This window comes from Haloterrigena turkmenica DSM 5511, assembly GCF_000025325.1.
GTDB classification, from domain to species: Archaea; Halobacteriota; Halobacteria; order Halobacteriales; family Natrialbaceae; genus Haloterrigena; species Haloterrigena turkmenica.
Window position 1 is genome coordinate 132,748 of record NC_013743.1, and the last position, 25,782, is coordinate 158,529.

Sequence of the window (25,782 nt, forward strand, 5' to 3'; positions counted from 1 at the left end):
CTCCGTTCGCGTCCGGATCGATGTCGCGTCCTCAGTCATGACGGATGCTCTCGAAGAATTCGGCCGTTCGGTCGTGCGTCGGATTCTCGAAGAGTCGCTCGGGCGGTCCGCGCTCGACGAGTTGCCCGTCGGCGAGGAACGAGATATTGGTCGCGCCGCCGCGGGCGAAGCGCATCTCGTGGGTGACGACGACCATCGTCATCCCCTCGGCGACGAGGCCGCGCATCACCTCGAGCACCTCGTTGCTCAGTTCGGGGTCGAGCGCGCTCGTCGGCTCGTCGAACAGCATGACCTCCGGATCCATCGCGAGCGCGCGGGCGATGCCGACGCGCTGTTTCTGGCCGCCCGACAGCTGTGCCGGGTAGGAGTCGGCCTGGTCGGCGAGGCCGACGCGCTCGAGTTCGGCGTCGGCCCGCTCGCGGGCCTCGGCCTTGGAGAGGCCCTTCACCTTGCGGAGCCCGAGCGTAATGTTCTTGCGCGCGGTGAGGTGCGCGAAGAGGTTGATGTCCTGGAACACCATTCCGATCTGCTGGCGGACCTCGTCGGGGTCGGTGTCCGGCGCGGTCACCTCCAGATCGCCGAGGTAGATATCGCCGCTGTCGACCTCCGTCAGTCGGTTGAGACACCGCAGCAGCGTCGACTTGCCGCTGCCGCTGGGGCCGACCAGCACCTCGACGTCGCCGCGGTCGATCTCGAGGTCGATCCCCTTCAGCACCTCCTCGTCGCCGTAGGACTTGTAGAGATCGTCGATGCGAAGCAGCGGCCCGTCCGCCGTCCGCGTCGTTGCGTGGTCGGTGCCGCCGGCGTCGTCCGTTCGGTGTTCGGTCACGAAGATTCACCCGGAATTGCGAAGCGGTTGTTCACGTAGTCGAGCGTCCGATTCGTCGTGAAGGTCAGCACGAAGTAGAGCAGGCTGATGAAGACGATGACCTCGAGGATCGCCGTGGTTTGCTGGGTGAACAGGTCCTCGCTGCGCTTGAGGAGTTCGGCGAGTCCGATCGCGAAGGCGATCGAGGTGTCTTTCAGCACGATCGTGAACTCGTTCTGAAAGCCCGGTACGCTGCGCCGCAGCGCCTGGGGAGCGATCACGTGTCGGATCGCTTCGAGTCGACTCATCCCGATCGAGCGGGCGGCCTCCATCTGGCCCTCGTCGATGCTCTGTAACGCGCCGCGGAAGATCTGCGACTGGTAGGCCGCGCTGCGAAAGCCGAGCGCGAGCGTCGCCGCGACGAACGCGCCGGGAACGTCGACGGCCGCGGTGAACGGCGTCGGTCCGAGGACGAAATCCAGCGCGCTGAAGAGCGCCTCGACCGCGTCGTGAACGATCTCGTAGGGCAACGCGTAGAACGTGATGAACATGATGACGAGAATCGGCGTCCCTCGGAGCAGGACGCCGAACTTCCGGACGAACGCCCGCGAGTAGCCGTTCCCGTAGGTCTCGATCGCGCCGGCCGGAAAGCCCGCGAGGAACCCGAGCAGAATGCTGGTGACCGTCAGGAGAACCGAGATGACCGCTCCCCACAGCAGATACTCGGCGTTACGGTAGACGAACTCCCAGTCGTCGCCGAGCCGTCGGCCGACCGCCTCCTCGCTGATCGGCAGGAGCTGTCCGACCGGAACCGTCACCGCGGCGTCCGCCGCCTGTACTGCGAGATCCATTGCCGATCAGCTTACTCGCCGAACCATTCCTGCGTGATCTCTTCGTACTCGCCCGACTCCTCGACGGCCGCGATGCCCTCGTTGAGCGCCTCCCGGAGTCCGTCGTCGTCCTGCCGGACGCCGAGCCCGTACTTCTCGCCGGTCTCGAACGTGAAGGCGATCTCGACGTCGCGATTCGCCGCGAACGTCTCGGCGACGGGCTGGTCGATGACGATGGCCTCGAGCGTCCCTCGTTCCAACTCTTGGACCGCGTAGACGTAGTTTTCGAACGATCGGTAGTTCGCGTCGTCGACCTCATCCTCGATGATGCTCTCGCCGGTCGTCCCCGACTGCGCGCCAAGATCCCGTCCCGCGAGGTCGTCGAGGCTCGAGGGCTCGAAGTCCCCACCGGTCTGGACGAGCACCGACTGATTGGCGCTGTAGTAGGGATCGGTGAACGCGAGCTTCTCTTTCCGCTCGTCGTTGATCGTCATCGCCGCCGCGATCACGTCGATCTCGCCGCTGTTGAGCGACTGGATCAGCGAGCCGAACTCGAACTCCTTCCACCCGGTCAGCTCGTAGTCGGTCTCGTCGACGACTGCCTCCAGGTGATCGATGTCGAACCCGACCAGGTCGCCGCCCTCTTTCATCTCGAACGGTGGGAAGCCGGGCGCCGTGCCGGCGATGATCTCGTTCTCGCCGGTGGCCCCGTCGCTTTGATTCCCCTCATCGTCGCCGTTCCCGGCGTCCTCGAGACAACCGGCGAACCCCGTCGCGGCAAGCCCCGTGATCCCCGAGAGCTTCAGGTAGCTTCGTCTGTCGACCGTTTCAGTTTCCTCACGCATGGTTTCATAGTACTCGGGTGGAGCGATTTAGTTGTTAAGATTCCATTTCCGAATCGAGAAAATATTCACTACTTATATGCGAGGAAAGTAACCATTCGTGCACGGGGCCGGCCCGCGGCGGCGGTGAACGGAGGTCGGCACACACTTGTACGGCTAGCTGGTATGACGGGATAGCAATAGATGGTCGAGCTCGTAACGATCGCGACGTTTCTGGTTGCCGCACTGGCCAGCCTCTTTATGGCCTGGGCGATCGGTGCCGGCTCGAGCGGATCGACGCCGTTCGCGCCGGCGGTCGGCGCGAACGCGATCTCGGTGATGCGAGCGGGCTTTCTCGTCGGCCTCCTCGGCTTCGCCGGCGCGGTGTTACAGGGGGCGAACGTCTCCGAAGCGGTCGGCGCCGAACTCATTCGCGGCGTGACGCTGTCGCCGATGGCGGCGACGATCGGGCTGTCGATCGCGGCCGGGCTGGTCGCGATCGGCGTCTTCGCGGGGTACCCCATCGCGACCGCCTTCACCGTGACGGGGGCAGTCATCGGCGTCGGCCTCGGGATGGGGGGCGCTCCGGCGTGGGCGAAGTACACCGAAATCGCCGCGCTCTGGATTCTGACGCCGTTCGTCGGCGGCGGTATGGCGTACGCGATCGCCCGCCTGCTCCGGGCCGAACTGATCGCCGAGCGGTATCTCATTATGCTCCTGGCCGCCTTCGTCGGCGTCCTCGTCGCCAACATCGAGTTCGCGATCCTCGGCCCGGCGGACGCCGGCGGGGCGTCGATCGCCCAGGCCTCGAGCGGGTGGATCCCCGGCCCCGAACTCGCGGGCGTCGCCGCGATGACGATCGCGATCGCGATCTTCTGGGCGGTCGTCGTCGGCCTCGATCTGCGAAGCGGGCTCGAGAGCGGCGAGCGACACTTCCTGCTCGTGTTGGGCGGACTGGTCGCGTTCTCGGCGGGCGGCAGCCAGGTCGGGCTGGCTGTCGGCCCGCTGATCCCGCTGTCGGGCGACCTCGAGATTCCCCTGATCGCCCTGCTGGTCGGTGGCGGGTTCGGCCTCCTGCTGGGCTCGTGGACCGGCGCGCCGCGGATGATCAAGGCGATCTCGCAGGACTACTCCTCGCTGGGGCCGCGGCGCTCGATCGCCGCGCTCATCCCCTCGTTCATGATCGCCCAGAGCGCGGTGCTCTTTGGCATTCCCGTCTCGTTCAACGAGATCATCGTCAGCGCGATCATCGGGAGCGGGTACGCCGCCGCGGGCGCCGGCGGCGGCGTCAGCGCCCGGAAGATGGGGTACACCGTGCTCGCGTGGATCGGCTCGCTGGCCGGGTCGATCATCATCTCCTACGTCGCCTTCATCGCGGTCGCCGCCGTCCTCGGCTGATACGGTTTATTGTCACTGGGTGCCGGTGCACCCACAGGCGGTCGCGGGTGCGCCGGCACTGACTGACGGGAGACCGTATGAGTCGGCCGACATCGAACAGGCTTTACACGACCGGTCGCCAGTGGGCGTATGGACGAGGACGTGTCCGCGGACGCGAACGACGCCGAGACGATCCAGTGGCGACGCGACGCCTCCACGTCTCGCGCCGTTCGGCTCCTGTGGTCGCTCGGCGTCGGAACGTTCTTCGCGACCGCCTCCATCGTCGTCTTCTGGCGCCTGTACGACCTCGCCCGGCAGGCTGGCGCCGGTGGTCTCATCGTCGCGCTGTTCGCCGCGCTCGTCGTGACGGTGCTGGCCGTCGCTACCGTCGGCGACACCGAGCGACACCTCGCGACCCTCACCGGACCGCTCCCCGTCGACGCGCCGTCCGGACGGGGCCTCGAGCGGGCGGTAGACGCCGCGCTCGGGACGATCGCGATGCTGGCGGTCATGGGATCGCTGATGGCCGTCGGCCGAGTCGTCTCCCAGCGGGAACTGCTGGCCGTCGGCGCCGGTCCGTTCACCGGCCTGGCCGCGCTGCTGGTCCCGCTGGCTCTCGTCGCGCTCGTGCTCGCCTCGTTCCTGCGGTCGGTCGGCGCACTCGACCCCGAGGAGGGGACGATCTACCTCTACAATCCCGACCAGGCGATCGATCTCGCGGTCATTCGGGACGCCTCGAGTCGGCGAGTCGGAGACGCGGCGATCGTGACCCTCGAGTACGCCCAGCCCGACGGCCAGTACGTTCCGGGTCCGCGGCGGATCGTCATGCCCCCCGAGGTCGCCCGTGAAGTCGAGTCGCTGCTCGAGCGACGGGCGTCGGCGCAGTGAACCGCGCTCGAGGACGCGGCGACCAGTCGCGTTCCCACCACTGACGAACACGGTACATTCTCTCGGACCTCGGTCCGCGAATAGCGTTCGAACGAACTGTCTTGTCGATACGAATACACTAGTACATCGACCGATGAATCGGGCGGTATGACACACGACGAATGTGACGGCGCTCGAATTCATCGGGGGACGACCATCCGGTCATACCCGCCTGTGGATTTATTTGCTTCCTCGTCATCAGATCATGTATTCGATGAGTAACCGAGTTAACGAAGCAGTGACGGACCGAAAATGTATCTCAGATTATGGCTTGTATACGGCCGCAACTAATCGATAATATCTAAATGGTTACATGATAGTGGACGACGGTCTCCGAATCCTGCTCGTCGAGGACAACCCGGGCGACGCTCGCCTGATCGAGGAGATGCTCCAAGAGACGGCCGTCCCGCTGGCGTCGGCCGAACGCGGTAGAGACCGTAGATCTGACGTCGACTGCGGAACCGAGGCGGTTGAAGTCCTTCGTGCCGATCGCCTCGAGACGGGACTCGAACGGTTAGCAGCGTCGTCGGTCGACATCGTATTGCTCGACCTGGGACTGCCGGACAGCTCGGGCCTGGACACGCTCACGACCGTCCTCGAGCGTTCCGCGGCCGTGCCGATCGTGGTGCTGACGGGGCTCTCCGACGAACGGGTCGGCGTCCGCGCCGTCCAGCAGGGCGCGCAGGCGTACCTCGTCAAAGACGAGATTACCAGCGAGCTGCTGACCCGATCGCTCCGACACGCGCTCGAACGTCACCAGCGCGAAACGCAGTTGACCGCGCTCTCGACGGTCTCGCGGGAATTGATGTCCATGACCTCTTTCGACGACATCGCGGAGCGAGCGGTCACGTCGGCGGCCGAGTCCCTCGATTTCCCCGTCGCCGCGATCTGTCTCTACGACACCGACCGGGGCGAGTTGCGGCCCCGCGCTGCCACCGACCGGGCCGAAGAACTGCTGTTCACCGAGGAACCGATCGACGACGCGGCCGAGGTCTCGACCCGCTTATCGGCGTCCTGTACGGAGATCGTGGAGCGCGTGTTCGCCACGAATCAGGTCGACGTCGCTACGGCCGACGACGCTCGGTCCTCCCTCTCGGACACCGACTCCCCGCTGCGAAGTCGGCTCACCTTCCCGCTCGGTACGCACGGCGTGTTCCTCGTCGGTTCGACGAACGCACTGACGATTCCGTCTATCGGCGTCGACTATGCGACGATCCTGGCGACGAACACGGAGGCGGCACTCGACCGGCTCAGCCGCGAACAGCGACTGCAGGAGCGGGAGGCCGAACTCGAGACGCAGACCGAGTCTCTCGAACGGCTCAACCGGATCAACGCCATGATCCGCGACGTCGTACAGAGCGTCGTCCACGCGACGACGCGAACCGAGATCGAGCAGGCCGTCTGCGATCAACTGGCGGCCGCCGATTCGTTTCGCTTCGCCTGGATCGGCGCCCACGACTCGCTCTCGGGGACGGTTACGCCGAACGCTCGGTCGGGTGTCGGGAACGGCTACCTCGACAGCGTCCCGTTCACGACCGACGGGGATTCGGCCGAGTGCGGCCCGGTCGAGGCCGCCGTGCGGACGCGGGAACTCCAGATCGTCGAGGACGTGGTCCAGACGCTGTCGTCCGCCTCACGGCGCGAGGAAGCGATGAAACGCGGGTATCGGTCTATCGCCAGCATTCCCCTCGTGTACGCGGAGACGCTGTACGGCATCCTCACGGTCTACGCGGACCGTCCGGGGATCTTCACCGAGCGAGTGCAGTCCGTGCTGACCGAACTCGGCGAGACGATCGCCCACGCGATCAACGCGGTCGAAAGCAAGCGAGCGCTGATCAGCGACCGGGTCGTCGAACTCAAGTTCGAGGTGCAGGACGCGGATATCGTCTTTCTCGAGCTGACCGCAGAGACCGGTTGCGAGTGTACCCTCGAGAGCGTCGTTCCGCGAATGGACGATCGGCTCCGGGTGTTCTTCTCGACCAGCGGCGCAGCGGTCGACGAAGTGGCCGAATTCGCCGAGCGAGCGCTCGGCATCGAGGAGTTCACGCTCGTCGCGGAGCGGGCGGCCGACTGCGTGTTCGAGTGTACACTGCGAGAGCCGAACGTCGTTTCGTTCTGTCTCACGCAGGGGGTGACGGTGCAGACGTTGACCGCGGCCGACGGCGCGGGCCAGCTGACGGTCGAACTCTCGAGCGACGCGGACGTCCGAGGGTTCGCAGAGCGCTTCCAGTCGGCGTATCCGGCGACGTCGCTGGTGGCGAGTCGGGAGGACGAGCGATCGGTACAGACGCGACAGGCGTTCCAGACGACGCTGGGGGACCGGCTGACGGATCGGCAGGCGGAGGTCCTGCGGACGGCCTTCTTCAGCGGCTACTTCGAATCGCCGCGCGCGAGCAGCGGACGGGACGTGGCAGCGACCCTCGATATCTCGCAGCCGACGTTCAACCATCACCTCCGCGCGGCCCTGCGAAAGCTATTGACGCTGCTCTACACCGACTGACCACCACGCCGGTCGACCGAGCGCACTGAGCGGTCTCCGTTTGCAGCGCTCGGCCGTCGTTCGAGTCGATCCACCGGGGGTATCTCAACTGATAGCGTCCGCACCAGTGGAATATCTCTCAGTTGAGCTAGTACGGCTTTCCCCGAACGGACCGTTTCTCCGGATAGATAACAGATGAGCGCAACTGAGCCGACGACCCGACATCTCTCTCAATCCGACGAAGTGTGTACCACGGTAGCGCTGGCGGTCGCGGACGCGACGGAGACACCGGTCGACGAACTACCGCCGCTATACACGGCGATCGATCCCGACGCCCTCAACGATATCTTTCAGCCACGCAACGGCGATCGTCCGCAGGCGGGGACGCACGTTTCCTTCTCGATCGCGGGCTGCACCGTCAGCATCCGCGACGGCACCGTCACCGTCTCCCGGGACGCGGAGACGTCCGACGATCAGACCGCCTCGATGCCCGCGCGCGCGAACTGAGATGCGTATCGTCAGCCACAGCGGGTTCGATGGATGACGACCCATCGGCCACCGACGCGTCCGACGCCCCCGATCGCTGTGCGAACTGCGCAACGAGCCTCGATCGAGGCAGTTGGCACCCGACCGTCGGGTGGACGGACGCGGACGACACGTACCATCTCGCCCGGTTCTGTAGCGACGCGTGCCGCGACGAGTGGCACCGGTCCCGCGACGGAGCCGACACCCCGTAACCGTCACCGACGGTCGCGGGGACTCCGGTGAGCGACGCCGACGCCGCGGACGATCGGATCCGAGAGGAGTTCCGCGAATTCACGTCCGACGACGGCGTCGGCGGCGTCATCGTCGATCCGCAGAACGACCGCGCGTGGATCGCGTCCACGCTCACCTGCGACGTCGAGCAGTAGCTCGCCGCCGTCGCCGGTCGGTGCCGCGGACCGAACCGATCGCGTCCGACCGAGTCTCGGCCCGTTCGTCCCTACGTCGAGGGCTCCCGTCGCTCGAGTACCAGCACGTATCGCGTCAGCGAGCGATGGACGCGGCGTTCGAACGCGGCCTCGAGCCCCCATCCCGCGTTCCGGGCCTCGCTCGCCCACGACCGATCGGCGATCATCACGGCCCGCGGCGCCACGCGACGGGCTTCTTCGAGCGCTCCGGCCACCAGGTCCTCGAGGCGGTGGGTCTCGATCTTTGACTGGCGGCCGTAGGGCGCGTCGAAGACCACGCCGTCGACGGCGTCCTCGGCCAGCGGGAGCCGCGTCCCGTCCCCGCGGGCGACGGCCCAGCCCCCGCGGGCGACGCCGGTCGGCGACGGCGTTTCGGGGTCGAGGAAGTGCTCGAGGTTCTCACGCGCGCCCCGGACCATCTTTTCCTGTGCGTCCGTTCCCACGACGTCCGCGCCGACGAGTCCGGCCTCGACGAGGCCGCCGCCGGTACCACACATCGGATCGAGGATCGTCGCGCCGGGACGGGCGCCGGCGATGTTCGCCGCCGCGCGAGCCAGCAGCGGATCCATGCTCCCCGGCTGGAAGAAGGGTTTGTCCGTCGGCGCGCGGTCCCCGAAGTCGCGGACGCTCTCGGCCGCGAGCCAGCCGAGCGCGCAGACCGAGACCGATTCCTCGAGCGAGTCTTTCTCCGCGCCCGCGGCGGCGAACAGGTCGCCGGTCTCCTCATCCGCTTCGAGTTCACCGCCGCCCTCGAGCGGTCCCTCCGAAAACGCCGCGCGCAGCACGTGGTCCGGGTCGTCGAGGTCGACGGTAAAGCCCCGATTCACCAGGATCGAGCCGAGTTCGCGCTCCGCGCGTTCGGTGCTGACGCCCGTCGAGCCGTGGACGTCGGTCGCGCGCACGGCGACGCTCCCCTCGCGGTCGATCGGCGCGGTCTCGAGCAGGACGCGCGCGCTCTCGAGGTCGGCGTCGGTGCGCCCGAGCAGGTCGCTCGCGCGGTGGGTGTAGGCCAGCCCGCGGACGCGCTCGGGGTTGACGGCGTTTGCAACGGCGAGACCGGGGGCGATCCGCCGGACGCCGGTCGCGGCGCTGATCGCTTCGCGGGCCGCGAACGCGTCGTCCTCGCCGCCGAGCTCGAGCAGGTACACGCTCGTAGCTCATCGCCGGGGCGGCCATGAGCCTACCGCTTCGCGGTCGTCGCCACGCCGTTTCGAACGACGATCGGCTGCAAAGCCGTCCCGACTTAAACCCGCTTGCGAGCCGGTAAAACCGGTTAAATTGGCATATAATTGGCTTCCGGGGCCGTCGAATATACCGGATATATCAGGTGGCGGTACTAACCTTTATAAACCTTAAATACGTCTTTTTAAGCGACTTATGACGGATCCCAAGGACACCATCAATATCGAAAACGTGGTGGCGTCGACCGGTATCGGGCAGGAACTCGACCTTCAGAGCGTCGCGATGGACCTCGAGGGCGCCGACTACGATCCGGAGCAGTTCCCCGGCCTCGTCTACCGCACCCAGAACCCCAAGTCCGCCGCGCTGATCTTCCGGTCGGGCAAGATCGTCTGTACCGGTGCCAAGAGCACTGACGACGTCCACGAGAGCCTGCGCATCGTCTTCGATAAACTCCGCGAACTTCAGATCCAGGTCAACGAGGACCCCGAGATCGTCGTCCAGAACATCGTCACCAGCGCCGATCTGGGCCGCAATCTCAACCTGAACGCCATCGCGATCGGTCTCGGCCTCGAGAACATCGAGTACGAGCCCGAGCAGTTCCCCGGTCTGGTCTACCGCCTCGACGAGCCCGAGGTCGTCGCCTTGCTGTTCGGCTCCGGCAAGCTCGTCATCACCGGCGGTAAGAAGCCCAAGGACGCCGAACACGCGGTCGACAAGATCGTTTCCCGCCTCGAGGACCTGGGCCTGCTCGAGTAACGCCACCCGTTTTCGCCCGCTTGCCGGCTCGCGGGTAACGGCGTGCCGTTGTGATTTTCGCGGCGTCCACAGCGGTGTGTCGCACCGCTGCTGGGCTCGAGAATCGACTCTGATTCTCGAACGCACTGCGCCGCGCTCGCGACACCGCCACCGACTGGGTTCGAATCGCCACGGACAGACGCCACCGCGGTCGATATCGTTCTTCTTATTGATAGTAGTGACAGCTTTCGGTCGGCAGTCGAGTCTGTTTTACGGCTCTCGTCGATCGCCGGTCCGGAAACCGTTTCGGCGTCGCTTCACCGCTCTTCCACCGGATTTCGACCGTTCAAATCCCGATGAACGATCCATAGTGGGCTGAATTCGGTCTCAGGCACCCCAACGACCGACCCGGTTTATCCACTCGCCAACGCTGAGTGTCCAGTATCGATGACGATCCACACAGACCAGCCGACGACCGCGTCACCTGCCAGCCGTCGGCGAGCGGACGACGGCGACGACCGCGCGGACGGGACTACGGTCGCGATCGACGACTCCATCCCGCAGGCTGCCGTCCGCCGCGTGCTGGACAGCGATCGCCGTCGCGAACTGCTGCGCTGTCTGCTCGACGCGGACGACTCCCTCGAGCTGCCGGCGCTGGTCGCCCGGATCGCCGACGCCGAACACGACTCGACGGCCGTCACCTCGCTGCTGGAACTGCGCCAGCGCGTCCACGTCTCGCTGTGCCGGACCCACCTGCCGCTGCTCGAGAACTACCGCGTGCTCGACTACGATGAGATCCGCGGGAGCGTCGCTCCCGGCGCGCGGCTCTCGGCGTTCGAATCGGCCCTCGATCTCGAGGCCCTCGCCGGCTCGGAGGGTGCGGGGTTATCGCAGCCATAAGGTCGACGCGTATCCGATTCCCCGCGTCGCTCCACGCGAAAAACAGCGCTGCGCGGCCGCGATTACTCGACCAGCCGCTCGATCTCGGTCACCAGAATGTCGCTCGCGCCGGCGTTTTTGACCTCGGTGATCGTCTCGAAGACCCGTCGTTCGTCGACGACCGCGTGGACGGCCACCGCCCCACCGTCGTCTCCGGCTCCCGCCGACGTCTCCCCGCCTTCGCCGGCGATATCCATCACCGTCGGCCCGCCCATCCCGGGGATGACGTCGCGGACGTCGTCCAGTCGCTCTCGGGGCACGTTCATCATCAGGTAGCGCTTTCCTTCGGCCTGTTTGACCGACGAGAGCGCCGTCTGGACCTCCTCGACCTTCGGATCGTCGAGGACGTCCTCGCGACCGAACAGCCGAACGGAACTCGAGAGCACCTCCTCGACCACCGCGAGCCGGTTCATCTTCAGCGTCGTCCCCGTGCTCGTGATGTCGACGATGGCGTCGGCCATCTCGACGTGGGGGGTCAGCTCCGTCGCTCCGGAGACCTCGACGATGTCGGGCTCGACGCCGGTGTCGGCGAAGAAGTCTTCCGTGATGTTCGGGAACTCCGTAGCCACGATGCCGCCCTCGAGGTCGTCGACGCCGTCGATGTCGCCGTCTTCGGGCGCCGCGAGGACGAGCCGACAGCGCCCGAACTCCAGATCCAGCAGTTCCGAGACGTTGTCGACGCGCGCTTCGCAGACCTGGTCGTACCCCGTAATGCCGAGGTCGGCCGCGCCGTCGGCGACGTACTCCGGGATGTCAGCCGCCCGGACGAAGAGGACGGAGACGTCCGGGTCGACGGTGTCGGCGTACAGTTTTCGGTCGGCACCGTTCTCGAGGTGGAGCCCCGCCCGCTCTAGGAGGTCGATCGTCGGCTCGTGCAGGCGGCCCTTGTTGGGAACGGCGATTCGCATATGCCACCCGTTGGTCGCCGGCGGGGAATTGTCTTTTCATCCGGGCGAACGGTCGGTCTCTCGGCGCCGCGCCCGGGAGTCGCCAGCCCCACTTCCTTGGTGACCGACCGCATACCGTCCGACCGAATCGACCGATGGACGATCACGACCACCGAGCCGAGGACGGTCCGGAATCATCCGATACCGCTCGAGACGACGGCGAGCGGGCCGACCGGACCGAACGGTCGCTGCTCGAGGACGAGGCCGACGACGCCGAGCGGGGGCGAGCCGAGATCCGCGATCGGCAGGAACGCGGGGATCACGTCGGCCACGAGCGCGGTGGCCACGGCGAGGATCACGGTGGTGGGATGCATTCCGGTGGCGACCACAGCGACCACGGTGGCGGGATGCACGCCGGCCACGAGACGATGTTCCGGCGCCGATTCTTCGTTTCGACGCTGCTCTCGATCCCCGTCCTGCTCTACAGCGAGATGCTTCAGGGGTGGCTCGGCTTCTCGGTGCCGGCGTTCCCCGGCAGCGAGTGGATCAGCCCCGTCTTCGCGGTGATCGTCTTCGCCTACGGCGGCGTCCCCTTCCTTCGGATGGCCGTCCCGGAACTGCGCGAGCGCGCGCCGGGGATGATGACGCTCATCTCGATGGCGATCACCGTCGCGTTCGTCTACAGCCTCGCGAGCGTCGTCGTCCCCACCGAGTCGGCCTTCTTCTGGGAGTTGGTGACGCTGATCGACATCATGTTGCTGGGCCACTGGATCGAGATGCGCAGCGTCCGGCGGGCCTCGAGCGCGCTGGACGAACTGGCGCGACTCATGCCCGACACGGCCGAGCGGATTACGGACGACGGCGAGAGCGCGGGACAACGTCCCGCGGATGACCGGGCGCAGCCCGGTGAAATAGAGGAGGTCCCGGCGAACGAACTCGAGGAAGGCGACCTGGTGCTCGTCCGGCCGGGCGCGAGCGTGCCAGCCGACGGCGTGGTCGAGACGGGCGAGTCGGACGTCAACGAGTCGATGATCACCGGCGAATCGGCGCCGGTCTCGAAGGAGCCCGGCGACGAGGTCATCGGCGGGACGGTCAACGGCGACGGCAGCCTCCGCGTGCGCATCAGCGCGACGGGCGAGGAGACGACGCTGGCCGGCATCATGCGGCTGGTCGAGGAGGCCCAGGGGAGCAAATCGCGAACACAGGCGCTGGCCGACCGCGCCGCGGGCTGGCTGTTCTACGTCGCCCTCGGCGCGGCCGTCGTCACGGCGCTCGCGTGGACGATCGCGACCGGCTTCGATTCGGCGGTGATTGAGCGGGTCGTCACCGTCCTCGTCATCGCCTGCCCGCACGCGCTCGGGCTGGCGATTCCGCTAGTGGTCGCGATCAACACCTCGCTGGCCGCGCGCAACGGGATGCTCGTCCGGGATCGCATCGCGATGGAACAGGCCCGGACCCTCGATACCGTCGTCTTCGACAAGACCGGGACGCTCACCGAGGGCGAACAGGGCGTGGTCGATATCGCGACAGTTGACGGCGTTTCCGAGGAAGAGGCACTCGCGATGGCGGCTACCGTAGAGGCTGACTCGGAACACATGATCGCGCAGGCGATTCGCGAAGCGGCCGACGACCGCGACGTCTCGAGGCGGACCGCCGCCGACTTCGAAGCGCTGAAAGGCAAGGGCGTCCGCGCGACGGTCGACGGGGAGCGGATCTACGTCGGCGGGCCGAATCTCCTCTCGGAACTCGAGGGCGACGTTCCGTCGGCGCTCGAGCGATTTGCCGACAGAGCCGGCGGGAACGCACAGACGGTCGTCTATTTAGTTCGTGAAGGGAAACCGGTCGCTGCGTTCGCGCTCGCCGACGTCATCCGCGAGGAGAGTTATCGGGTCGTCGACGCGCTCCACGAACTGGGGCTCGAGGTGGCGATGATGACCGGGGACTCCGAAGACGTCGCCCGCGCCGTCGCGGACGACCTCGGCATCGACACGGTCTTCGCCGAGGTGTTGCCGGAGGATAAAGACAAGAAGATCACGGAGCTCCAGGAGCAGGGGAAATCCGTCGCGATGGTCGGCGACGGGGTCAACGACGCGCCGGCGCTCACCAGAGCCGACATCGGCATCGCGATCGGGAGCGGGACGGACGTCGCCGTCCAGTCGGCGGACATCATCCTCGTCCAGAACAACCCGATGGACGTGGTCCGGCTCGTCAAGCTGAGCCGCGCGAGCTACCGGAAGATGCAACAGAACCTCGTCTGGGCCGCGGGCTACAACGTCTTCGCGCTCCCGCTGGCGGCGGGGATCCTCGCGCCGATCGGAATTCTGCTCTCGCCGGCCGTCGGTGCCTTACTCATGTCGCTGAGCACGGTGATCGTCGCGATCAACGCGCAGTTCCTCCGGCGGACCGATCTCTCGGTGCCGAGCCTGCCGGGCGTTTCCACGCCGCGGGAGCCCCGGCCAGCAGACTGAGCGAGCGATCGGTCCGTTTCGATTCATCGGCGGCTCTCGCGGACGGTGTAAACGGACCCAGCACGTTGGGAGTCACGCTGATAGCCGCGGACGGCCGTAGACGGTAGTATGACGGACGATCCGTGCGCCTGCGATAGTTCGCACGAGGGACGGTCGAACGACCTCGAGCCGGCGCCCGATCGGTGGCTCGGCGACTCGCAGCGTCTCGAGGCCCCGCTGCCGAGCGACGTTCAGGCGGGACTGGGACGGGTCCTCGGCGAGGGGTCGATCGAGACCCTGGACAAGTGGGTCGCCGAGGTCCGCCGTCGAACCAATGGGTCGATCACGGTCGATGACCTGTGTCACGCCGACGAGGAGACGGCCCACTGGGGCGAGATCGACGGTGAACGGTACTACTTCCGGTGTTTCTACGACGCGGTGTTGCTGTCGGCGCTCGCGGAGCGACCGGTCGCGATTCGGACCGAGAGTCCGGGCGGGACGGCAATCGAAGCGCGCGCCGCGGGTGCCACCGACCTGACGGTCGACCCCGAAACGGCCGCGTTCTCGTTCGGCGTCGACGAAACCGTCTCGCCGCCCTCGGACGGCGAACCGTCGCACGCGGACGTCTACGCCGCGGTCTGTCCGTTCGTCAGGGCGTTCCCGGACCGCGAGTCGTACGACCAGTGGGCCGACGCCGTCCCGGCGGCGACCGTCGCGATGCCCCTCGAGGGCGCCACCGAACTGGCGGCCGCGCTCCTGGCCTGATCGAGCGGCGCTCGACCGACGCCGGTTTCGCCGCCTGCCATCACAGGTGCCGTCCCAACAGGTTCCGCTCGGCTCGCTGGAGCAGTTCGGCGACCGTCGACGAATCGACCTCGAGTTCGGCGGCGACGTCTTCGCTCGTGACCGTTCGCGGCACTTCGTAGTACCCCATCTCGTAGGCGGTCCGGACCGCTTCGCGCTGGCGGTCGGTCAGCTCGGCCAGCGGGTGGTCGCGACCGTCGTAGGTCCCGAACTTCCGCAGCTCCGGCGAAATCCCCGCGGTCTCGTACTCGTCGATGGTCGCGGCGATCGTCTCCTGCGAGCCCACCAGCGACAGGGTGGCCCCCCGATCGGTCACGTTCGGTTCGCAGGTCCCGATCAACTCGTCCGCCCGCTCGGCGAGCCCCTCGGGAAGTTCCGGCGCGGTAAACGCGATCACGTAGCGGTGATCGTCGCCCGAGTCGGCGATCCGTTCCCACCAGTCGACGCACTCGAGGTCGGACAGCCGGTCCTCGTCGATCGGCGTCTCGACCGCGACCTGGACGACGGCGCCGGTCCCGTGGCACGCGAGTTCCTCGAATCCCAGAACTCCCGCGTCGCGACTCAGTGAGACGAGCTCCGCGATGCCCATCCGATCGAACGCCGGATCGGTCAGCGACACGTGAGCTTCCCTCATGTGTGTCGCTATCACAGGAATTGGATAAAACGTTGTCCACCGATCACGTTCCCGACCGGTTTCGCCGGTCGCCTCCCGATTCGCAGCGCTCGCTCGAGCCGATATAAACCGTCCCAGTATACTCGGAGTACAGCCCGTGCGGTCCGAGCCGGTACAACGGAGTGATGACTGCGATCCGAACTAACGACCTGACCAAACGCTTCGGCGACGTCGTCGCCGTCGACGGACTCGACCTGCGCGTCCGCGAGGGCGAGGTGTTCGGCTTCCTCGGTCCGAACGGCGCCGGGAAGTCCACGACCATCGACATGCTGTTGGACTACGTCCGCCCGACCGACGGAACCGCGACGGTACTCGGGATGGACGTCCGCGAAGAGTCGGAGGCGCTCCGCGAGCGCGTCGGCGTGCTGCCCGACGGGATCGGCCTCTACGATCGCCTGACCGGTCGCCGTCACCTCGAGTTCGCGATCGAATGGACGGACGCGGCCGACGATCCCGACGCGATACTGGACCGGGTCGGACTGGACGACCGCGACGCGGCGCGGTCGGTCGGCGACTACTCCAAAGGCATGCGACAGCGGCTTGCGCTGGGGATGGCACTGGTCGAGGATCCCGATCTGCTCGTGCTGGACGAGCCCTCCTCGGGGCTCGATCCCCACGGGATTCGCCGGATGCGAGACCTGGTTCGCGAGGAGGCCGAGCGCGGGACGACGGTGTTCTTCTCGAGTCACATCCTCGGCCAGGTCGAGGCGGTCTGCGACCGCGTCGGCATCCTGGCGGACGGCGAGCTCGTCGCCGTCGACACCGTTGAGGGGCTGCGGAAGACCGTCGGCGCCGGCTCGGAGCTCCGCCTGCGCGTGACCGACGATCCCGGCGTCGATATCGCCGCGATCGACGGCGTCGAGTCGGTTCGGTCGACGGACGGCCGCTTCCGGATCGCCTGCTCGGATCCGCGCGCGAAAGCGCGGGTCGTGACCCGGTTGACGACCGCCGGCGTCGAGATCCTCGACGTCGATTCCGACGACGCGTCGCTCGAGGACGTGTTCACGGCGTACACGACGGACGGCGACGTCGGTGACGCGGAGCCGGAGGCTCCCGCTCTTGTCGAGGAGGTGGTTCCATGACGGTCTCCTGGCAGGACGTCGCCCGCAAGGACTTCGAGGATGCCGTCCGCTCGCGGCTGCTCTGGGGGCTCACCGCCGTCTTCGTCGCCTTCCTGGCGATGTCGCTGCTCTCGGCCGAACAGCTCTTCCCGGAGCCCGTGACCGTCGACGCCGCGATGGCGCTGTCGGGCGTCGCGATGCTCGCGCAGCTGTTCGTCCCGGGCATCGCGCTGGCCGTCGGCTACACGGCCGTGGTCGGTGAACGCCGCTCCGGGAGCCTGCGGGTGCTGCTGAGCTATCCGTTCTCGCGGGGCGAGGTGGTCGCCGGCAAACTCGCCGGCCGGCTGCTCGTCACCGGCACGGCGCTGGCGATCGGATTCGCCGCGGCCAGCGTCCTCGTCGTGGCCCTGTACGGCGTCCCCGACGCGGCGACGTTCGTCGGGTTCGTGGCGGCCGGCGTCCTGCTCGGATTGACCTTCACTGCCCTCGCGGTCGGCGGCTCGGCCACCGCGTCGACCCGGGGACGGGCGCGGACGCTCACCATCGGCTCGTTCGTGGGCATGGTGTTCTTCTGGAAACCGGTCGTCGTCGGGATCTACTACGTGGTCACCGGCTCGCTACCGGGGGTTCAGGCCGAGTCCTGGTACTTCCTCCTGAAGCGACTCAATCCGCTCGAGGCCTATCGCGTCGTCGCCGGCGCGGTTCTTGACGAGCGGGTGGACGCGGTCCCCGAGTTCCCGCTGGAGGACGTTCCCGCGAACGCGCCGGCCGAGACGCTCGAGCTCTCGAACCGGCTCGCGGGCGAGGTGCCATTCTACCTCGCGGACTGGTTCTCCGCGGTCGTGTTGCTCGCCTGGGGGCTCGTTCCCGTCCTCGCGGGCTACCGGCTGTTCGAAGACGCGGATCTCGGGTGAGCCGAACGGACTGCACGGAAAATCGGGGCGCGTGCGCTGATCGGGATTACGTGCTGGCCTCGTAGCCGGCCTCGTCGACCGCCTCGACGAGCGCCTGCGGGTCCGTATCGCCCTCGACGGTCGCTCGCGCCGCCTCTCGGTCGACGTTGACCGACTGCACGCCCTCGACGCCCTCGAGCGCGTCTTCGACGGTCTGTTCGCAGTGTTCGCAGGACATTCCTTCGACGGTGATCGTCTGGCTCATACGAGGAGATAGGGACGCTCGGTCTTTGTGCGTTACTCCTTTCGATACTAGGTTGATCAGCGATCCGAACTTTAGATTCTGAAGCGACGGTCGCCACGCTCTTTGCGGCTCCGCCCCAACAGACGGTATGCGCGACCTCGACGAGACGGACATGGAGATTCTCCGGTTGCTGGGCGAGAACGCTCGGCGGCCGTTCAGCGAGATCGCCGACGAAGTCGACCTCTCCGGGCCCGCGGTTTCGGACCGCGTCCAGCGCCTCGAGGAGGCGGGCGTCATCGAGCGGTTCACCCTCGACGTGGACCAGTCGCAGCTCCGCGCGGGCGTCCCGGTGTTCGTGCGGGTGACCGCTCCCCCGGGCGCGGTCGAGGACTGCCGAACGGCGTCCGCCGAGGCCGACGCCGTCGAGCACGTGTTCGTCACCGCTGACGGCGAGATCTGGTTCTACGCCCGCGCGGAGGTCCGGCGTGTCCGCGAGTGGCTCGAGGGGCTGTTCCCCGACGGAGCGGACTGCGAGTACGACGTGACGTTACTGGACGACGCCGAGTGGACGCCCTCGCTCGAGGGGACGCAGTTCGCGCTCACCTGCGCGGAGTGTGGCAACACCGTCGACAGCGAGGGGGAATCGACGCGAATCGACGGCGAGGTGTACCACTTCTGCTGCCCGTCCTGCTCGAGCCGGTTCGAAGGTCGATACGATCGACTCGAGGAGGGCGTCTGAGTTTCGACTCGAAAGAAACTGCGCCCCGAAACTTTGGGTTCTGACCAGTAAAGCGGGTAAGTCACCACCGCCTAGTAGGTAGTAATGAGTACCCGGACCGTACACCTGGATATCCGGGGCATGAGCTGTGCGAACTGTTCGCAGACGATCAGCGATGCCCTGGAATCCCTCGACGGCGTAAGCGAGGCGAGTATCAATTTCGCCACCGACGAGGGGACCGTCGAGTACGACCCCGCCGCCGTATCGCTCGCCGAGCTCTACGCAGCGATCGACGAGGCCGGCTACGAGGCCGACCGCGCGAGTCGGTCGATCGGGATCACGGACATGTCCTGTGCGAACTGCGCCGAGACCAACGAGTCGGCGCTCGAGTCCGTCCCCGGCGTCATCGAGGCGGAGGTCAACTACGCGACCGACGAGGCGTCCGTCGCGTACAACCCGGCCGACGCCTCACTCGGCGATCTCTACGCAGCGATCGAGGACGCCGGCTACACGCCCGTTCGCGACGATGCGGACGGGAGCGACGAGTCGGATCGAGACCGTCGCGACGCGGCCCGCCAGGCCGAGATCCGCAAACAGCGCCGGCTGACGATCTTCGGCGCCGTGCTGTCGGCCCCGTTCCTGTTTTTCCTCGCCGATAAGTTCCTGCTCGGGGGTGCGTACGTCCCCGAGACGGTCTTCGGCGTTTCCTTCGGCTGGGTCGAATTCCTGCTCGCGACGCCCGTTTACGTCCTGCTGGGCCGCGAGTTCCTCGAGAACTCCTACACCGCGCTCGCGAGGAATCGGACCGCCAACATGGACGTGCTGATCGCGCTGGGCTCCTCGACGGCGTATCTCTACAGCCTCGTGGTCCTGCTGGGGCTACTGGCTGGCAATCTCTACTTCGACACCGCCGCGATGATCCTCGTGTTCATCACGCTGGGGAACTACCTCGAGGCCCGCTCGAAGGGTCAGGCCGGCGAGGCCTTACGGAAACTGCTCGAGATGGAAGCCGAGACGGCCACGCTGGTCGACGCGGACGGGAACGAGACCGAAGTGCCCCTCGAGGACGTCTCGGTCGGCGACCGGATGAAGGTCCGCCCGGGCGAGAAGGTTCCGACGGACGGCGTCGTCGTTGACGGCCAATCTGCGGTCGACGAGTCGATGGTGACCGGCGAGTCCGTCCCCGTCGAGAAGGGGTCGGGCGACGAGGTGATCGGCTCGACGATCAACGAGAACGGCGTGTTAGTCGTCGAGGCGACCAAGGTCGGCGAGGACACGGCCCTGCAGGGGATCGTCCAGACGGTCAAGGAGGCCCAATCGCGTCAGCCCGAGATCCAGAACCTCGCGGACCGCATCTCGGCGTACTTCGTCCCCGCGGTCATCCTCAATGCCCTGTTCTGGGGGCTGGTCTGGTTCCTCTTCCCCGAGGCGCTGGCCGGTCTCGTCGGCTGGGTGCCGGTGCTGGGGCTGGTCGGCGGCGGCCCGGCCGCCCTCTCGACGTTCGAGTTCGCCGTCGTCGTCTTCGCCTCCGCGGTGCTGATCGCCTGTCCCTGCGCGCTCGGGCTGGCGACCCCTGCGGCGACGATGGTCGGCTCCACGCTGGGCGCCCAGAACGGCGTCCTATTCAAGGGCGGTGACGTGCTCGAGCGCGCGAAGGACGTCGACACCGTCGTCTTCGACAAGACCGGGACGCTGACGACCGGCGAGATGACCCTGACCGACGTTGTCGCCCTCGAGGACGAGGGCGAGGGAAAAGGCGCTCGAGCGGCCGCCGACGGCGGTGACGCGGCCGCAGATGGAGGTGCAGTGGCGACTCAATCGAGGCTCGACGAGAGCGAGGTGCTCCGGCTGGCCGCCAGCGCCGAGCGCGACAGCGAACACCCGCTCGCCCAGGCCATCGTCGAGGGCGCCGAGGAGCGGGGCCTCGAACTGGTCGACGCCGAGGCGTTCGAGAACGTCCCCGGACAGGGCGTCCGGGCGACCGTCGACGGTCGCGAGGTGCTGGTCGGCAACCGGCGACTGCTCGAGAGCGAGGGCGTCGATCCTTCGCCCGCCGAAGGGGAGATGGAACGCCTCGAGGGCGAGGGCAAGACCGCCATGCTGGTCGCGGTCGACGGCGCGGTCGCGGGCGTGGTCGCCGACGCCGACACGGTGAAAGAGAGCTCGGCTGACGCCGTCGCCGACCTGCGCGAGCGCGGGCTGGACGTCATGCTGATCACCGGCGACAACGAGCGGACGGCCCGCGCGGTCGCCGAGCGGGTCGGGATCGATCCCGACAACGTCCGCGCCGGCGTACTGCCCGAGGACAAGGCCGACGCCCTCGAGGACATCCAGTCGACGGGTCGCAAGGCGATGATGGTCGGCGACGGGGTCAACGACGCGCCCGCGCTGGCGGTCGCCCACGTCGGCACCGCGATCGGCTCGGGGACCGACGTGGCCATCGAGGCCGCGGACGTGACGCTGATGCGCGACGATCCGCTCGACGTGGTGAAGGCGATCCGCATCTCCGAGGCCACGCTGGCGAAGATCAAGCAGAACCTCGTCTGGGCGCTGGGGTACAACACCGCGATGATCCCGCTGGCCTCGCTCGGGCTGCTACAGCCGGTGCTGGCGGCCGGCGCGATGGCGCTATCGTCGGTGTCCGTGCTCTCGAACAGCCTGCTGTTCCGGCGGTACACGCCGGATCGCGACTACGAACTGCTCGGCCGGCTGCGACGCTAGTCGCGTGCGGTATCTGCGGATTCTACCTTCTGGTGGACTTCACCTGGTTCGGTGACGAACCGTCGAGTAACGGCGAGCGCCCTGCATAACGTGGCAACGGGGAATTCCACACCCACCCCAGCCGATTTCTCCTCACGGGTGCGAAGCACCCGTTCGGATGGTTCGCGGGACCTCTGGTCCCGCGCTAACGCTCACTTCGTCTGCTCACGGCGCGAAGCGACGTTCGCATGGTATGCGGGACCGAAGGTCCCGCACTATTCGCTCATCCAAAGGAAGACGCTTTCCGTCTTCCAAGCCGTCACTCGCTACGTCTGCTCACGGGCCATGCGTGGCGCGCAGCGCCGCGAATTCGAGGCGGTGAAACCGCCTCGTACGGCCCGTTTGCATGGTATGCGAGACCCCGGTCTCGCACTACTCGCGACGACCTCGCACGTTAGTTTCGGCTGGTCTCGGTATCACTCGACCAGCCGACAGCGCGCGCCACTGCACAGCAAAGTTAGTTCGAAGCGTCGAACGCCGGATGTCGAGTTCTGCTCTCACAGCGGAACGAGCACGTCCGCGAGGAGCAGCGTCACGTAGGCCTCGACGAACGCGGCGAGGACGAGCAGCAGCCAGCCGAAGACGACCAGGACGGCCGTCCGCGCGAGGTAGGCTTTGGTAAAGAGCGCGTCGCGGGAGCCGACGATGCGCTGGCCGACCCGGTGGACGAACCGGAAGCCGACGCCGGCGGCGATAAACAGCGCCGGGAGCTCGAAGATCCCGTGGGGGCCGATCAGAGCGAGGATCAAAACCGGTCCGGTTTCGGCGCCGAGGACGGCCGCGACGTTGCCGATGAGGAGTCCGTTGAAGACCATGATCAGCAGCGTCACGAGCCCCAGCGTAAGCGCGCCGCCGATCGCAGCTAGGAACGGCGGCGTGTTGTTCGCGATGAAAAACGACGCCGTGGGCTCGAACGTGATCTCGCCGACGGGATCGACGCCGCCGCCGGGCAGCTCGCCCTCGCCGAAGTCTTCCGTGATCATCTCGAGCAACAGCTCGGTCAGGTCGACGCCGGCGGCGTACAGCGCGACGCCGATCCCGATCCCGACGGCGAACAGCGCCGCCGAGAACCAGGCGTACGGTCGGTGTTCGGTCCACGCGGCCTCGAGGGTGGAGAGAAGCGACGGCGTGACCGTTCGGCCGGCGAGGCCGGCCGCACCCAGTCCGGCGCCGAGAACGGCGGCGCCGGCGGCCGCCGTCGGCGCGTCGTGGGCGACGAGGATCGTTCCCCCGGTGCCGACGGCGACGACTGCAAGCGAGAGCAGGAGCGCGGCCCAGATCCGGTTCCGCCGGGAGCCGGGATCGGCCGGCGGCTCCGTGCCGCCGCGGTCCGGCTCCGGACTCGAGACGGTTCCTTCCCGATCGTCCTGCAGACCGACCGTCGGCCGGTCGGTCCGCGAGTCGTTGCGGCGATCGGCCGGCGGCCGCTCCTCGCGGCCGGCCGTCGCTTCGGACCTCCCCGTTCGGTCGTCGTCGCTCCCGCTCATGATGGCAGTTCATCGAAATAACGGATAAATCTCCGGGCCGTCGGCGGGGTCCGGCGGCGGACGCGGACCGGTTCCGGGTCGACAGTATAAGGCACCTCCGCGCGAAACGCCGAGCCATGACGACGCTGGCCATCACCGGCGGGCAGGTCTTGCTGCCCGACATCACGGTGACCCGCGCGGACGTACTGATCGATCAGGACGACGGCGAGATCCTCGAGATCGGCGACGACCTCGCCGACGACGCTGACGAGACGCTCGACGCCGCGGACTCCCTGATCACGCCGGGATTCGTCAACGGCCACTGTCACGTCGCGATGACGCTGCTGCGCGGGTACGCCGACGACAAGCCGCTGGACGCCTGGCTGCGGGAGGACATCTGGCCCGTCGAGGCCGAACTGACCGCCGACACCGTCCGCGCGGGGACCGAACTCGGTGTCCTCGAGATGATCAAGTCGGGGACGACCTCCTTTGCGGACATGTACTTCTTCGTCCCGACGATCGCCGAGGCGGTCGCCGACGCCGGACTTCGCGCCCGCCTCGGCCACGGCGTGATCTCCGTCGCCAAGGACGACGAGGCGGCCCGTGAGGACGCCCGCGAGGGCCTCGCGGTCGCCGAAGAGATCGACGGGATGGCCGACGGACGCATCTCGTCGGCGTTCATGCCCCACTCGCTGACGACGGTCGATGGCGAGTACTTAGCAGAGTTCGTCCCGCAGGCCCGCGAGCTCGGGGTTCCGGTCCATTATCACGCCAACGAGACCACCGACGAGGTGACGCCGATCGTCGAGGAGGAGGGCGTGCGACCGCTGGCCTACGCCGCGGAAAAGGGGATGCTCGAGTCCGAGGACTTCGTCGCCCACGGGGTCCACGTCGACGAGAGCGAGATCGGCCTGCTCGCGGAGGCCGGAACGAGCGTGATCCACTGTCCGGCCTCGAACATGAAACTGGCCAGCGGGATGGCGCCCGTTCAGCGCATGCGCGAGGCCGGCGTCACCGTCGGCCTCGGCACTGACGGCGCGGCCTCGAACAACGACCTCTCGATGTTAGACGAGGCCCGCGACGCGGCCATGATCGGCAAACTCGCCGCCGACGACGCCAGCGCCGTCCCCGCCGGGGCGGTCGTCGAGATGATGACCCGCGGCAGCGCCGAGGCGATCGGTCTCGACACCGGCCGCCTCGAGGAAGGCGCCCCCGCCGATCTCGCGGTGATCGACCTCGAGGAGCCGCACCTGACGCCGCGCCACGACCTCGTGAGCCACCTCGCCTACGCCGCGGCGGCGGCGGACGTCCGCCACACCGTTTGCGACGGGCGGGTCCTCATGCGCGACCGCGAGGTGCTGACGCTCGAGGAGGACGCGGTTCGAGCGCGAGCGAGCGAGGCCGCCGAGACGCTGATCGCCGCGGCCGAGGAGTGAGCCGATTCGCGGTCGGATACCGCCGCGTCTGTATCGGAAACTGAACTCTCAGAGATAGTTATAAACGTTCAAAACGTCTCTAAGTCCGTTTTGACGTGAAAGAAACGCCCCGAACCGCCGGGGGGGTTTATTCACGGATCCCTGAATGTCTCGAGCGGAATGAACGGATATCGACTGCTTGCGGCGGCACTGGCTGCCGTCATGGTCTGTACGGCGCTCGCACCGATGGGTGCGGCGGCCGCGACGACTGACCACGACGACCTCTCAGTGTCCGTCTCGCAGGCGGATGACGTGATCGTAACGGTAGACGCGAACGAATCGGTCGACAACGCGACCGTCGACGTAGCGACGGTCGACGAGAACGCATCCTACGAGGGCACGGGCGAGTACGACGTGACCAACGGCACGGTCGCACTCCCGACGCCCGCGGAGAACGTAACGGTGAGCGTCACCGCGACGCTCGGCAACGAGACGGCCGAAACGACGGCGACCCTCGAGGCGGCTGACGACGAGGAAGACGGAGAAGACGAGGACGACACATACGACGCCGACGACCAGAACGGCACCGCGATCGGTGTCGAGCAGGACGGCGCGGACGTCCACGTCGTCGTCACCGAGGACGGCGAGGGCGTCGCGACGGACGTCACCGTCTCGACGGTCGACGAGAACGCGAGCTACGCGGACAGCGGCACGCACGCGACCGACGAGAACGGCACGCTGACGCTCTCGGCGCCGGACGGCAACGAGAGCGTCGAAGTCGCGTTTTCGGCGACGGTCGGGAACGAGAGCCTCGAGACGACGGCGACGCTCGAGCCGGCCGAGGAGACCAACGACGGTATCCCGGGCAACTTCGGTGCGCTCGTCGGACAGTTCATGGAGGAGAACGCCTCTGACAACGAGAGCGACGAACCGTTCGGCGTCAGGCTGGCCGGCTTCGTCGTCGAGCACAACCCGGGTAACGCGCCCGACCACGCGGGCCCGCCGGAACACGCCGGCCCGCCGAGCGATGACGTCGATGACGACGACGACGAGAAGCGTCAGGGCCCGCCGGAACACGCCGGTCCGCCGGACGAAGACGCTGACGACGAAGATGAGGAGGACGTTGAAGACGAGGAAGACGTTGAAGACGAGGAGGACGACGACGAGAACGGCGGCGGTCCGCCGGGCCACGCCGGTCCGGACAACTAACGACTGCTCGGCGGACGGCGGTCGACGGTGCGGCGTTCGGGTTGTCAGAGGCACGAACCCCGTCGTCGCCGTCTGTCCCGGTCGAGCGCGCTCGAGGCGGTTCGGGCGCGCTCGATCGTCGAACCACATCCTGTCGTTGCCGTTCGAACGATTTTTT

General features: G+C 67.3%; 24 protein-coding genes. 16 read left to right on the forward strand and 8 right to left on the reverse strand.

The window, feature by feature from the left end; all coding sequences use genetic code 11:
* Window positions 1-31: 31 nt before the first annotated feature.
* The 3 genes from HTUR_RS00615 to HTUR_RS00625 all read right to left on the reverse strand — a co-directional run bounded on the left by HTUR_RS00615 (window position 32) and on the right by HTUR_RS00625 (window position 2,483).
* The gene (locus HTUR_RS00615; RefSeq protein WP_049941810.1) at window positions 32-760 is read right to left on the reverse strand and encodes an ATP-binding cassette domain-containing protein; all 729 of its coding nucleotides are present in this window, start codon (window positions 758-760) and stop codon (window positions 32-34) included.
* 65 nt (window positions 761-825) lie between these two features.
* The gene (locus tag HTUR_RS00620; RefSeq protein WP_012941357.1) at window positions 826-1,659 is read right to left on the reverse strand and encodes an amino acid ABC transporter permease; all 834 of its coding nucleotides are present in this window, start codon (window positions 1,657-1,659) and stop codon (window positions 826-828) included.
* An 11-nt stretch (window positions 1,660-1,670) separates the two neighbouring features.
* Window positions 1,671-2,483: a basic amino acid ABC transporter substrate-binding protein gene (locus HTUR_RS00625; protein WP_012941358.1), complete on the reverse strand. Its 813-nt coding sequence runs from the start codon at window positions 2,481-2,483 to the stop codon at window positions 1,671-1,673.
* A 180-nt stretch (window positions 2,484-2,663) separates the two neighbouring features.
* On the opposite strand from HTUR_RS00625, the gene HTUR_RS00630 reads away from it, so the two are divergent.
* From HTUR_RS00630 to HTUR_RS27130, 6 genes are all read left to right on the forward strand, one after another.
* Entirely contained in the window at window positions 2,664-3,857 is a 1,194-nt protein-coding gene (locus tag HTUR_RS00630) for an inorganic phosphate transporter (protein WP_012941359.1), read from the forward strand.
* Between the two features lie 129 nt (window positions 3,858-3,986).
* On the forward strand, window positions 3,987-4,724 hold the full coding sequence (locus HTUR_RS00635; protein ID WP_012941360.1) for a hypothetical protein: 738 nt from the start codon (window positions 3,987-3,989) through the stop codon (window positions 4,722-4,724).
* A 352-nt stretch (window positions 4,725-5,076) separates the two neighbouring features.
* Window positions 5,077-7,263 carry a bacterio-opsin activator domain-containing protein gene (locus HTUR_RS00640; RefSeq protein WP_012941361.1) on the forward strand — a complete coding sequence of 729 codons (2,187 nt, stop codon included), beginning with the start codon at window positions 5,077-5,079 and terminating at the stop codon, window positions 7,261-7,263.
* A 174-nt stretch (window positions 7,264-7,437) separates the two neighbouring features.
* Window positions 7,438-7,749: a HalOD1 output domain-containing protein gene (locus HTUR_RS00645; RefSeq protein ID WP_012941362.1), complete on the forward strand. Its 312-nt coding sequence runs from the start codon at window positions 7,438-7,440 to the stop codon at window positions 7,747-7,749.
* 29 nt (window positions 7,750-7,778) lie between these two features.
* On the forward strand, window positions 7,779-7,979 hold the full coding sequence (locus HTUR_RS00650) for a DUF7576 family protein (protein ID WP_012941363.1): 201 nt from the start codon (window positions 7,779-7,781) through the stop codon (window positions 7,977-7,979).
* 27 nt (window positions 7,980-8,006) lie between these two features.
* Window positions 8,007-8,153 (forward strand): hypothetical protein, encoded by a 147-nt coding sequence (locus HTUR_RS27130; protein ID WP_012941364.1) that lies wholly within the window; start codon window positions 8,007-8,009, stop codon window positions 8,151-8,153.
* A 71-nt stretch (window positions 8,154-8,224) separates the two neighbouring features.
* Here HTUR_RS27130 and HTUR_RS00655 read toward each other — a convergent pair whose 3' ends face one another.
* On the reverse strand, window positions 8,225-9,340 hold the full coding sequence (locus HTUR_RS00655; protein ID WP_012941365.1) for a THUMP domain-containing protein: 1,116 nt from the start codon (window positions 9,338-9,340) through the stop codon (window positions 8,225-8,227).
* 229 nt (window positions 9,341-9,569) lie between these two features.
* Here HTUR_RS00655 and HTUR_RS00660 point away from each other — a divergent pair, with 229 nt between their 5' ends.
* Window positions 9,570-10,130 carry a TATA-box-binding protein gene (locus tag HTUR_RS00660; protein ID WP_005554970.1) on the forward strand — a complete coding sequence of 187 codons (561 nt, stop codon included), beginning with the start codon at window positions 9,570-9,572 and terminating at the stop codon, window positions 10,128-10,130.
* Window positions 10,131-10,556: 426 nt separating this feature from the next.
* A complete protein-coding gene (locus HTUR_RS00665; protein WP_012941366.1) occupies window positions 10,557-11,009 on the forward strand; it encodes a DUF7344 domain-containing protein in 453 nt (150 codons plus the stop codon).
* Between the two features lie 62 nt (window positions 11,010-11,071).
* Here HTUR_RS00665 and hisG read toward each other — a convergent pair whose 3' ends face one another.
* The gene (gene hisG / locus HTUR_RS00670; protein ID WP_012941367.1) at window positions 11,072-11,956 is read right to left on the reverse strand and encodes an ATP phosphoribosyltransferase; all 885 of its coding nucleotides are present in this window, start codon (window positions 11,954-11,956) and stop codon (window positions 11,072-11,074) included.
* A 134-nt stretch (window positions 11,957-12,090) separates the two neighbouring features.
* Here hisG and HTUR_RS00675 point away from each other — a divergent pair, with 134 nt between their 5' ends.
* Window positions 12,091-14,403 carry a copper-translocating P-type ATPase gene (locus HTUR_RS00675; RefSeq protein WP_012941368.1) on the forward strand — a complete coding sequence of 771 codons (2,313 nt, stop codon included), beginning with the start codon at window positions 12,091-12,093 and terminating at the stop codon, window positions 14,401-14,403.
* 108 nt (window positions 14,404-14,511) lie between these two features.
* Window positions 14,512-15,147, forward strand: coding sequence for an alkylmercury lyase family protein (gene merB / locus HTUR_RS00680; RefSeq protein WP_012941369.1), 636 nt, complete (start codon window positions 14,512-14,514; stop codon window positions 15,145-15,147).
* Between the two features lie 40 nt (window positions 15,148-15,187).
* Here merB and HTUR_RS00685 read toward each other — a convergent pair whose 3' ends face one another.
* On the reverse strand, window positions 15,188-15,820 hold the full coding sequence (locus HTUR_RS00685) for a helix-turn-helix domain-containing protein (RefSeq protein ID WP_012941370.1): 633 nt from the start codon (window positions 15,818-15,820) through the stop codon (window positions 15,188-15,190).
* 164 nt (window positions 15,821-15,984) lie between these two features.
* Here HTUR_RS00685 and HTUR_RS00690 point away from each other — a divergent pair, with 164 nt between their 5' ends.
* Both HTUR_RS00690 and HTUR_RS00695 read left to right on the forward strand, forming a co-directional pair.
* Entirely contained in the window at window positions 15,985-16,941 is a 957-nt protein-coding gene (locus tag HTUR_RS00690) for an ABC transporter ATP-binding protein (protein ID WP_012941371.1), read from the forward strand.
* Window positions 16,938-17,834, forward strand: a complete 897-nt coding sequence (locus HTUR_RS00695) for an ABC transporter permease subunit (protein WP_012941372.1) — start codon at window positions 16,938-16,940, stop codon at window positions 17,832-17,834. Before HTUR_RS00690 ends, HTUR_RS00695 begins: the two co-directional genes overlap by 4 nt.
* Window positions 17,835-17,880: 46 nt before the next feature.
* On the opposite strand, the gene HTUR_RS00700 is transcribed toward HTUR_RS00695, so the two are convergent.
* Window positions 17,881-18,078 carry a CopZ family metallochaperone gene (locus HTUR_RS00700; protein ID WP_012941373.1) on the reverse strand — a complete coding sequence of 66 codons (198 nt, stop codon included), beginning with the start codon at window positions 18,076-18,078 and terminating at the stop codon, window positions 17,881-17,883.
* Window positions 18,079-18,205: 127 nt separating this feature from the next.
* Here HTUR_RS00700 and HTUR_RS00705 point away from each other — a divergent pair, with 127 nt between their 5' ends.
* Both HTUR_RS00705 and HTUR_RS00710 read left to right on the forward strand, forming a co-directional pair.
* On the forward strand, window positions 18,206-18,796 hold the full coding sequence (locus HTUR_RS00705) for an AsnC family transcriptional regulator (protein ID WP_012941374.1): 591 nt from the start codon (window positions 18,206-18,208) through the stop codon (window positions 18,794-18,796).
* Between the two features lie 84 nt (window positions 18,797-18,880).
* Window positions 18,881-21,496, forward strand: coding sequence for a heavy metal translocating P-type ATPase (locus tag HTUR_RS00710; protein WP_012941375.1), 2,616 nt, complete (start codon window positions 18,881-18,883; stop codon window positions 21,494-21,496).
* A 536-nt stretch (window positions 21,497-22,032) separates the two neighbouring features.
* Here HTUR_RS00710 and HTUR_RS00715 read toward each other — a convergent pair.
* Window positions 22,033-23,022, reverse strand: a complete 990-nt coding sequence (locus tag HTUR_RS00715; RefSeq protein ID WP_012941376.1) for a stage II sporulation protein M — start codon at window positions 23,020-23,022, stop codon at window positions 22,033-22,035.
* Between the two features lie 116 nt (window positions 23,023-23,138).
* On the opposite strand from HTUR_RS00715, the gene HTUR_RS00720 reads away from it, so the two are divergent.
* Together HTUR_RS00720 and HTUR_RS00725 are read left to right on the forward strand one after the other, a co-directional pair.
* Window positions 23,139-24,437 carry an amidohydrolase gene (locus tag HTUR_RS00720; RefSeq protein ID WP_012941377.1) on the forward strand — a complete coding sequence of 433 codons (1,299 nt, stop codon included), beginning with the start codon at window positions 23,139-23,141 and terminating at the stop codon, window positions 24,435-24,437.
* A 159-nt stretch (window positions 24,438-24,596) separates the two neighbouring features.
* Window positions 24,597-25,625 carry a hypothetical protein gene (locus HTUR_RS00725; RefSeq protein WP_012941378.1) on the forward strand — a complete coding sequence of 343 codons (1,029 nt, stop codon included), beginning with the start codon at window positions 24,597-24,599 and terminating at the stop codon, window positions 25,623-25,625.
* Window positions 25,626-25,782 lie beyond the last annotated feature (157 nt).

What these genes read in the sequence shown, in the direction of transcription:
- HTUR_RS00620 (WP_012941357.1), bottom strand. Translation starts at nt 1,659, where the DNA reads ATGGATCTCGCAGTACAGGCGGCGGACGCCGCGGTGACGGTTCCGGTC.
- HTUR_RS00625 (WP_012941358.1), bottom strand. Translation starts at nt 2,483, where the DNA reads ATGCGTGAGGAAACTGAAACGGTCGACAGACGAAGCTACCTGAAGCTC.
- HTUR_RS00630 (WP_012941359.1), top strand. Translation starts at nt 2,664, where the DNA reads ATGGTCGAGCTCGTAACGATCGCGACGTTTCTGGTTGCCGCACTGGCC.
- HTUR_RS00635 (WP_012941360.1), top strand. Translation starts at nt 3,987, where the DNA reads ATGGACGAGGACGTGTCCGCGGACGCGAACGACGCCGAGACGATCCAG.
- HTUR_RS00640 (WP_012941361.1), top strand. Translation starts at nt 5,077, where the DNA reads ATGATAGTGGACGACGGTCTCCGAATCCTGCTCGTCGAGGACAACCCG.
- HTUR_RS00645 (WP_012941362.1), top strand. Translation starts at nt 7,438, where the DNA reads ATGAGCGCAACTGAGCCGACGACCCGACATCTCTCTCAATCCGACGAA.
- HTUR_RS00650 (WP_012941363.1), top strand. Translation starts at nt 7,779, where the DNA reads ATGGATGACGACCCATCGGCCACCGACGCGTCCGACGCCCCCGATCGC.
- HTUR_RS00660 (WP_005554970.1), top strand. Translation starts at nt 9,570, where the DNA reads ATGACGGATCCCAAGGACACCATCAATATCGAAAACGTGGTGGCGTCG.
- HTUR_RS00665 (WP_012941366.1), top strand. Translation starts at nt 10,557, where the DNA reads ATGACGATCCACACAGACCAGCCGACGACCGCGTCACCTGCCAGCCGT.
- hisG (WP_012941367.1), bottom strand. Translation starts at nt 11,956, where the DNA reads ATGCGAATCGCCGTTCCCAACAAGGGCCGCCTGCACGAGCCGACGATC.
- HTUR_RS00675 (WP_012941368.1), top strand. Translation starts at nt 12,091, where the DNA reads ATGGACGATCACGACCACCGAGCCGAGGACGGTCCGGAATCATCCGAT.
- merB (WP_012941369.1), top strand. Translation starts at nt 14,512, where the DNA reads ATGACGGACGATCCGTGCGCCTGCGATAGTTCGCACGAGGGACGGTCG.
- HTUR_RS00685 (WP_012941370.1), bottom strand. Translation starts at nt 15,820, where the DNA reads ATGAGGGAAGCTCACGTGTCGCTGACCGATCCGGCGTTCGATCGGATG.
- HTUR_RS00690 (WP_012941371.1), top strand. Translation starts at nt 15,985, where the DNA reads ATGACTGCGATCCGAACTAACGACCTGACCAAACGCTTCGGCGACGTC.
- HTUR_RS00695 (WP_012941372.1), top strand. Translation starts at nt 16,938, where the DNA reads ATGACGGTCTCCTGGCAGGACGTCGCCCGCAAGGACTTCGAGGATGCC.
- HTUR_RS00700 (WP_012941373.1), bottom strand. Translation starts at nt 18,078, where the DNA reads ATGAGCCAGACGATCACCGTCGAAGGAATGTCCTGCGAACACTGCGAA.
- HTUR_RS00705 (WP_012941374.1), top strand. Translation starts at nt 18,206, where the DNA reads ATGCGCGACCTCGACGAGACGGACATGGAGATTCTCCGGTTGCTGGGC.
- HTUR_RS00710 (WP_012941375.1), top strand. Translation starts at nt 18,881, where the DNA reads ATGAGTACCCGGACCGTACACCTGGATATCCGGGGCATGAGCTGTGCG.
- HTUR_RS00715 (WP_012941376.1), bottom strand. Translation starts at nt 23,022, where the DNA reads ATGAGCGGGAGCGACGACGACCGAACGGGGAGGTCCGAAGCGACGGCC.
- HTUR_RS00720 (WP_012941377.1), top strand. Translation starts at nt 23,139, where the DNA reads ATGACGACGCTGGCCATCACCGGCGGGCAGGTCTTGCTGCCCGACATC.
- HTUR_RS00725 (WP_012941378.1), top strand. Translation starts at nt 24,597, where the DNA reads ATGAACGGATATCGACTGCTTGCGGCGGCACTGGCTGCCGTCATGGTC.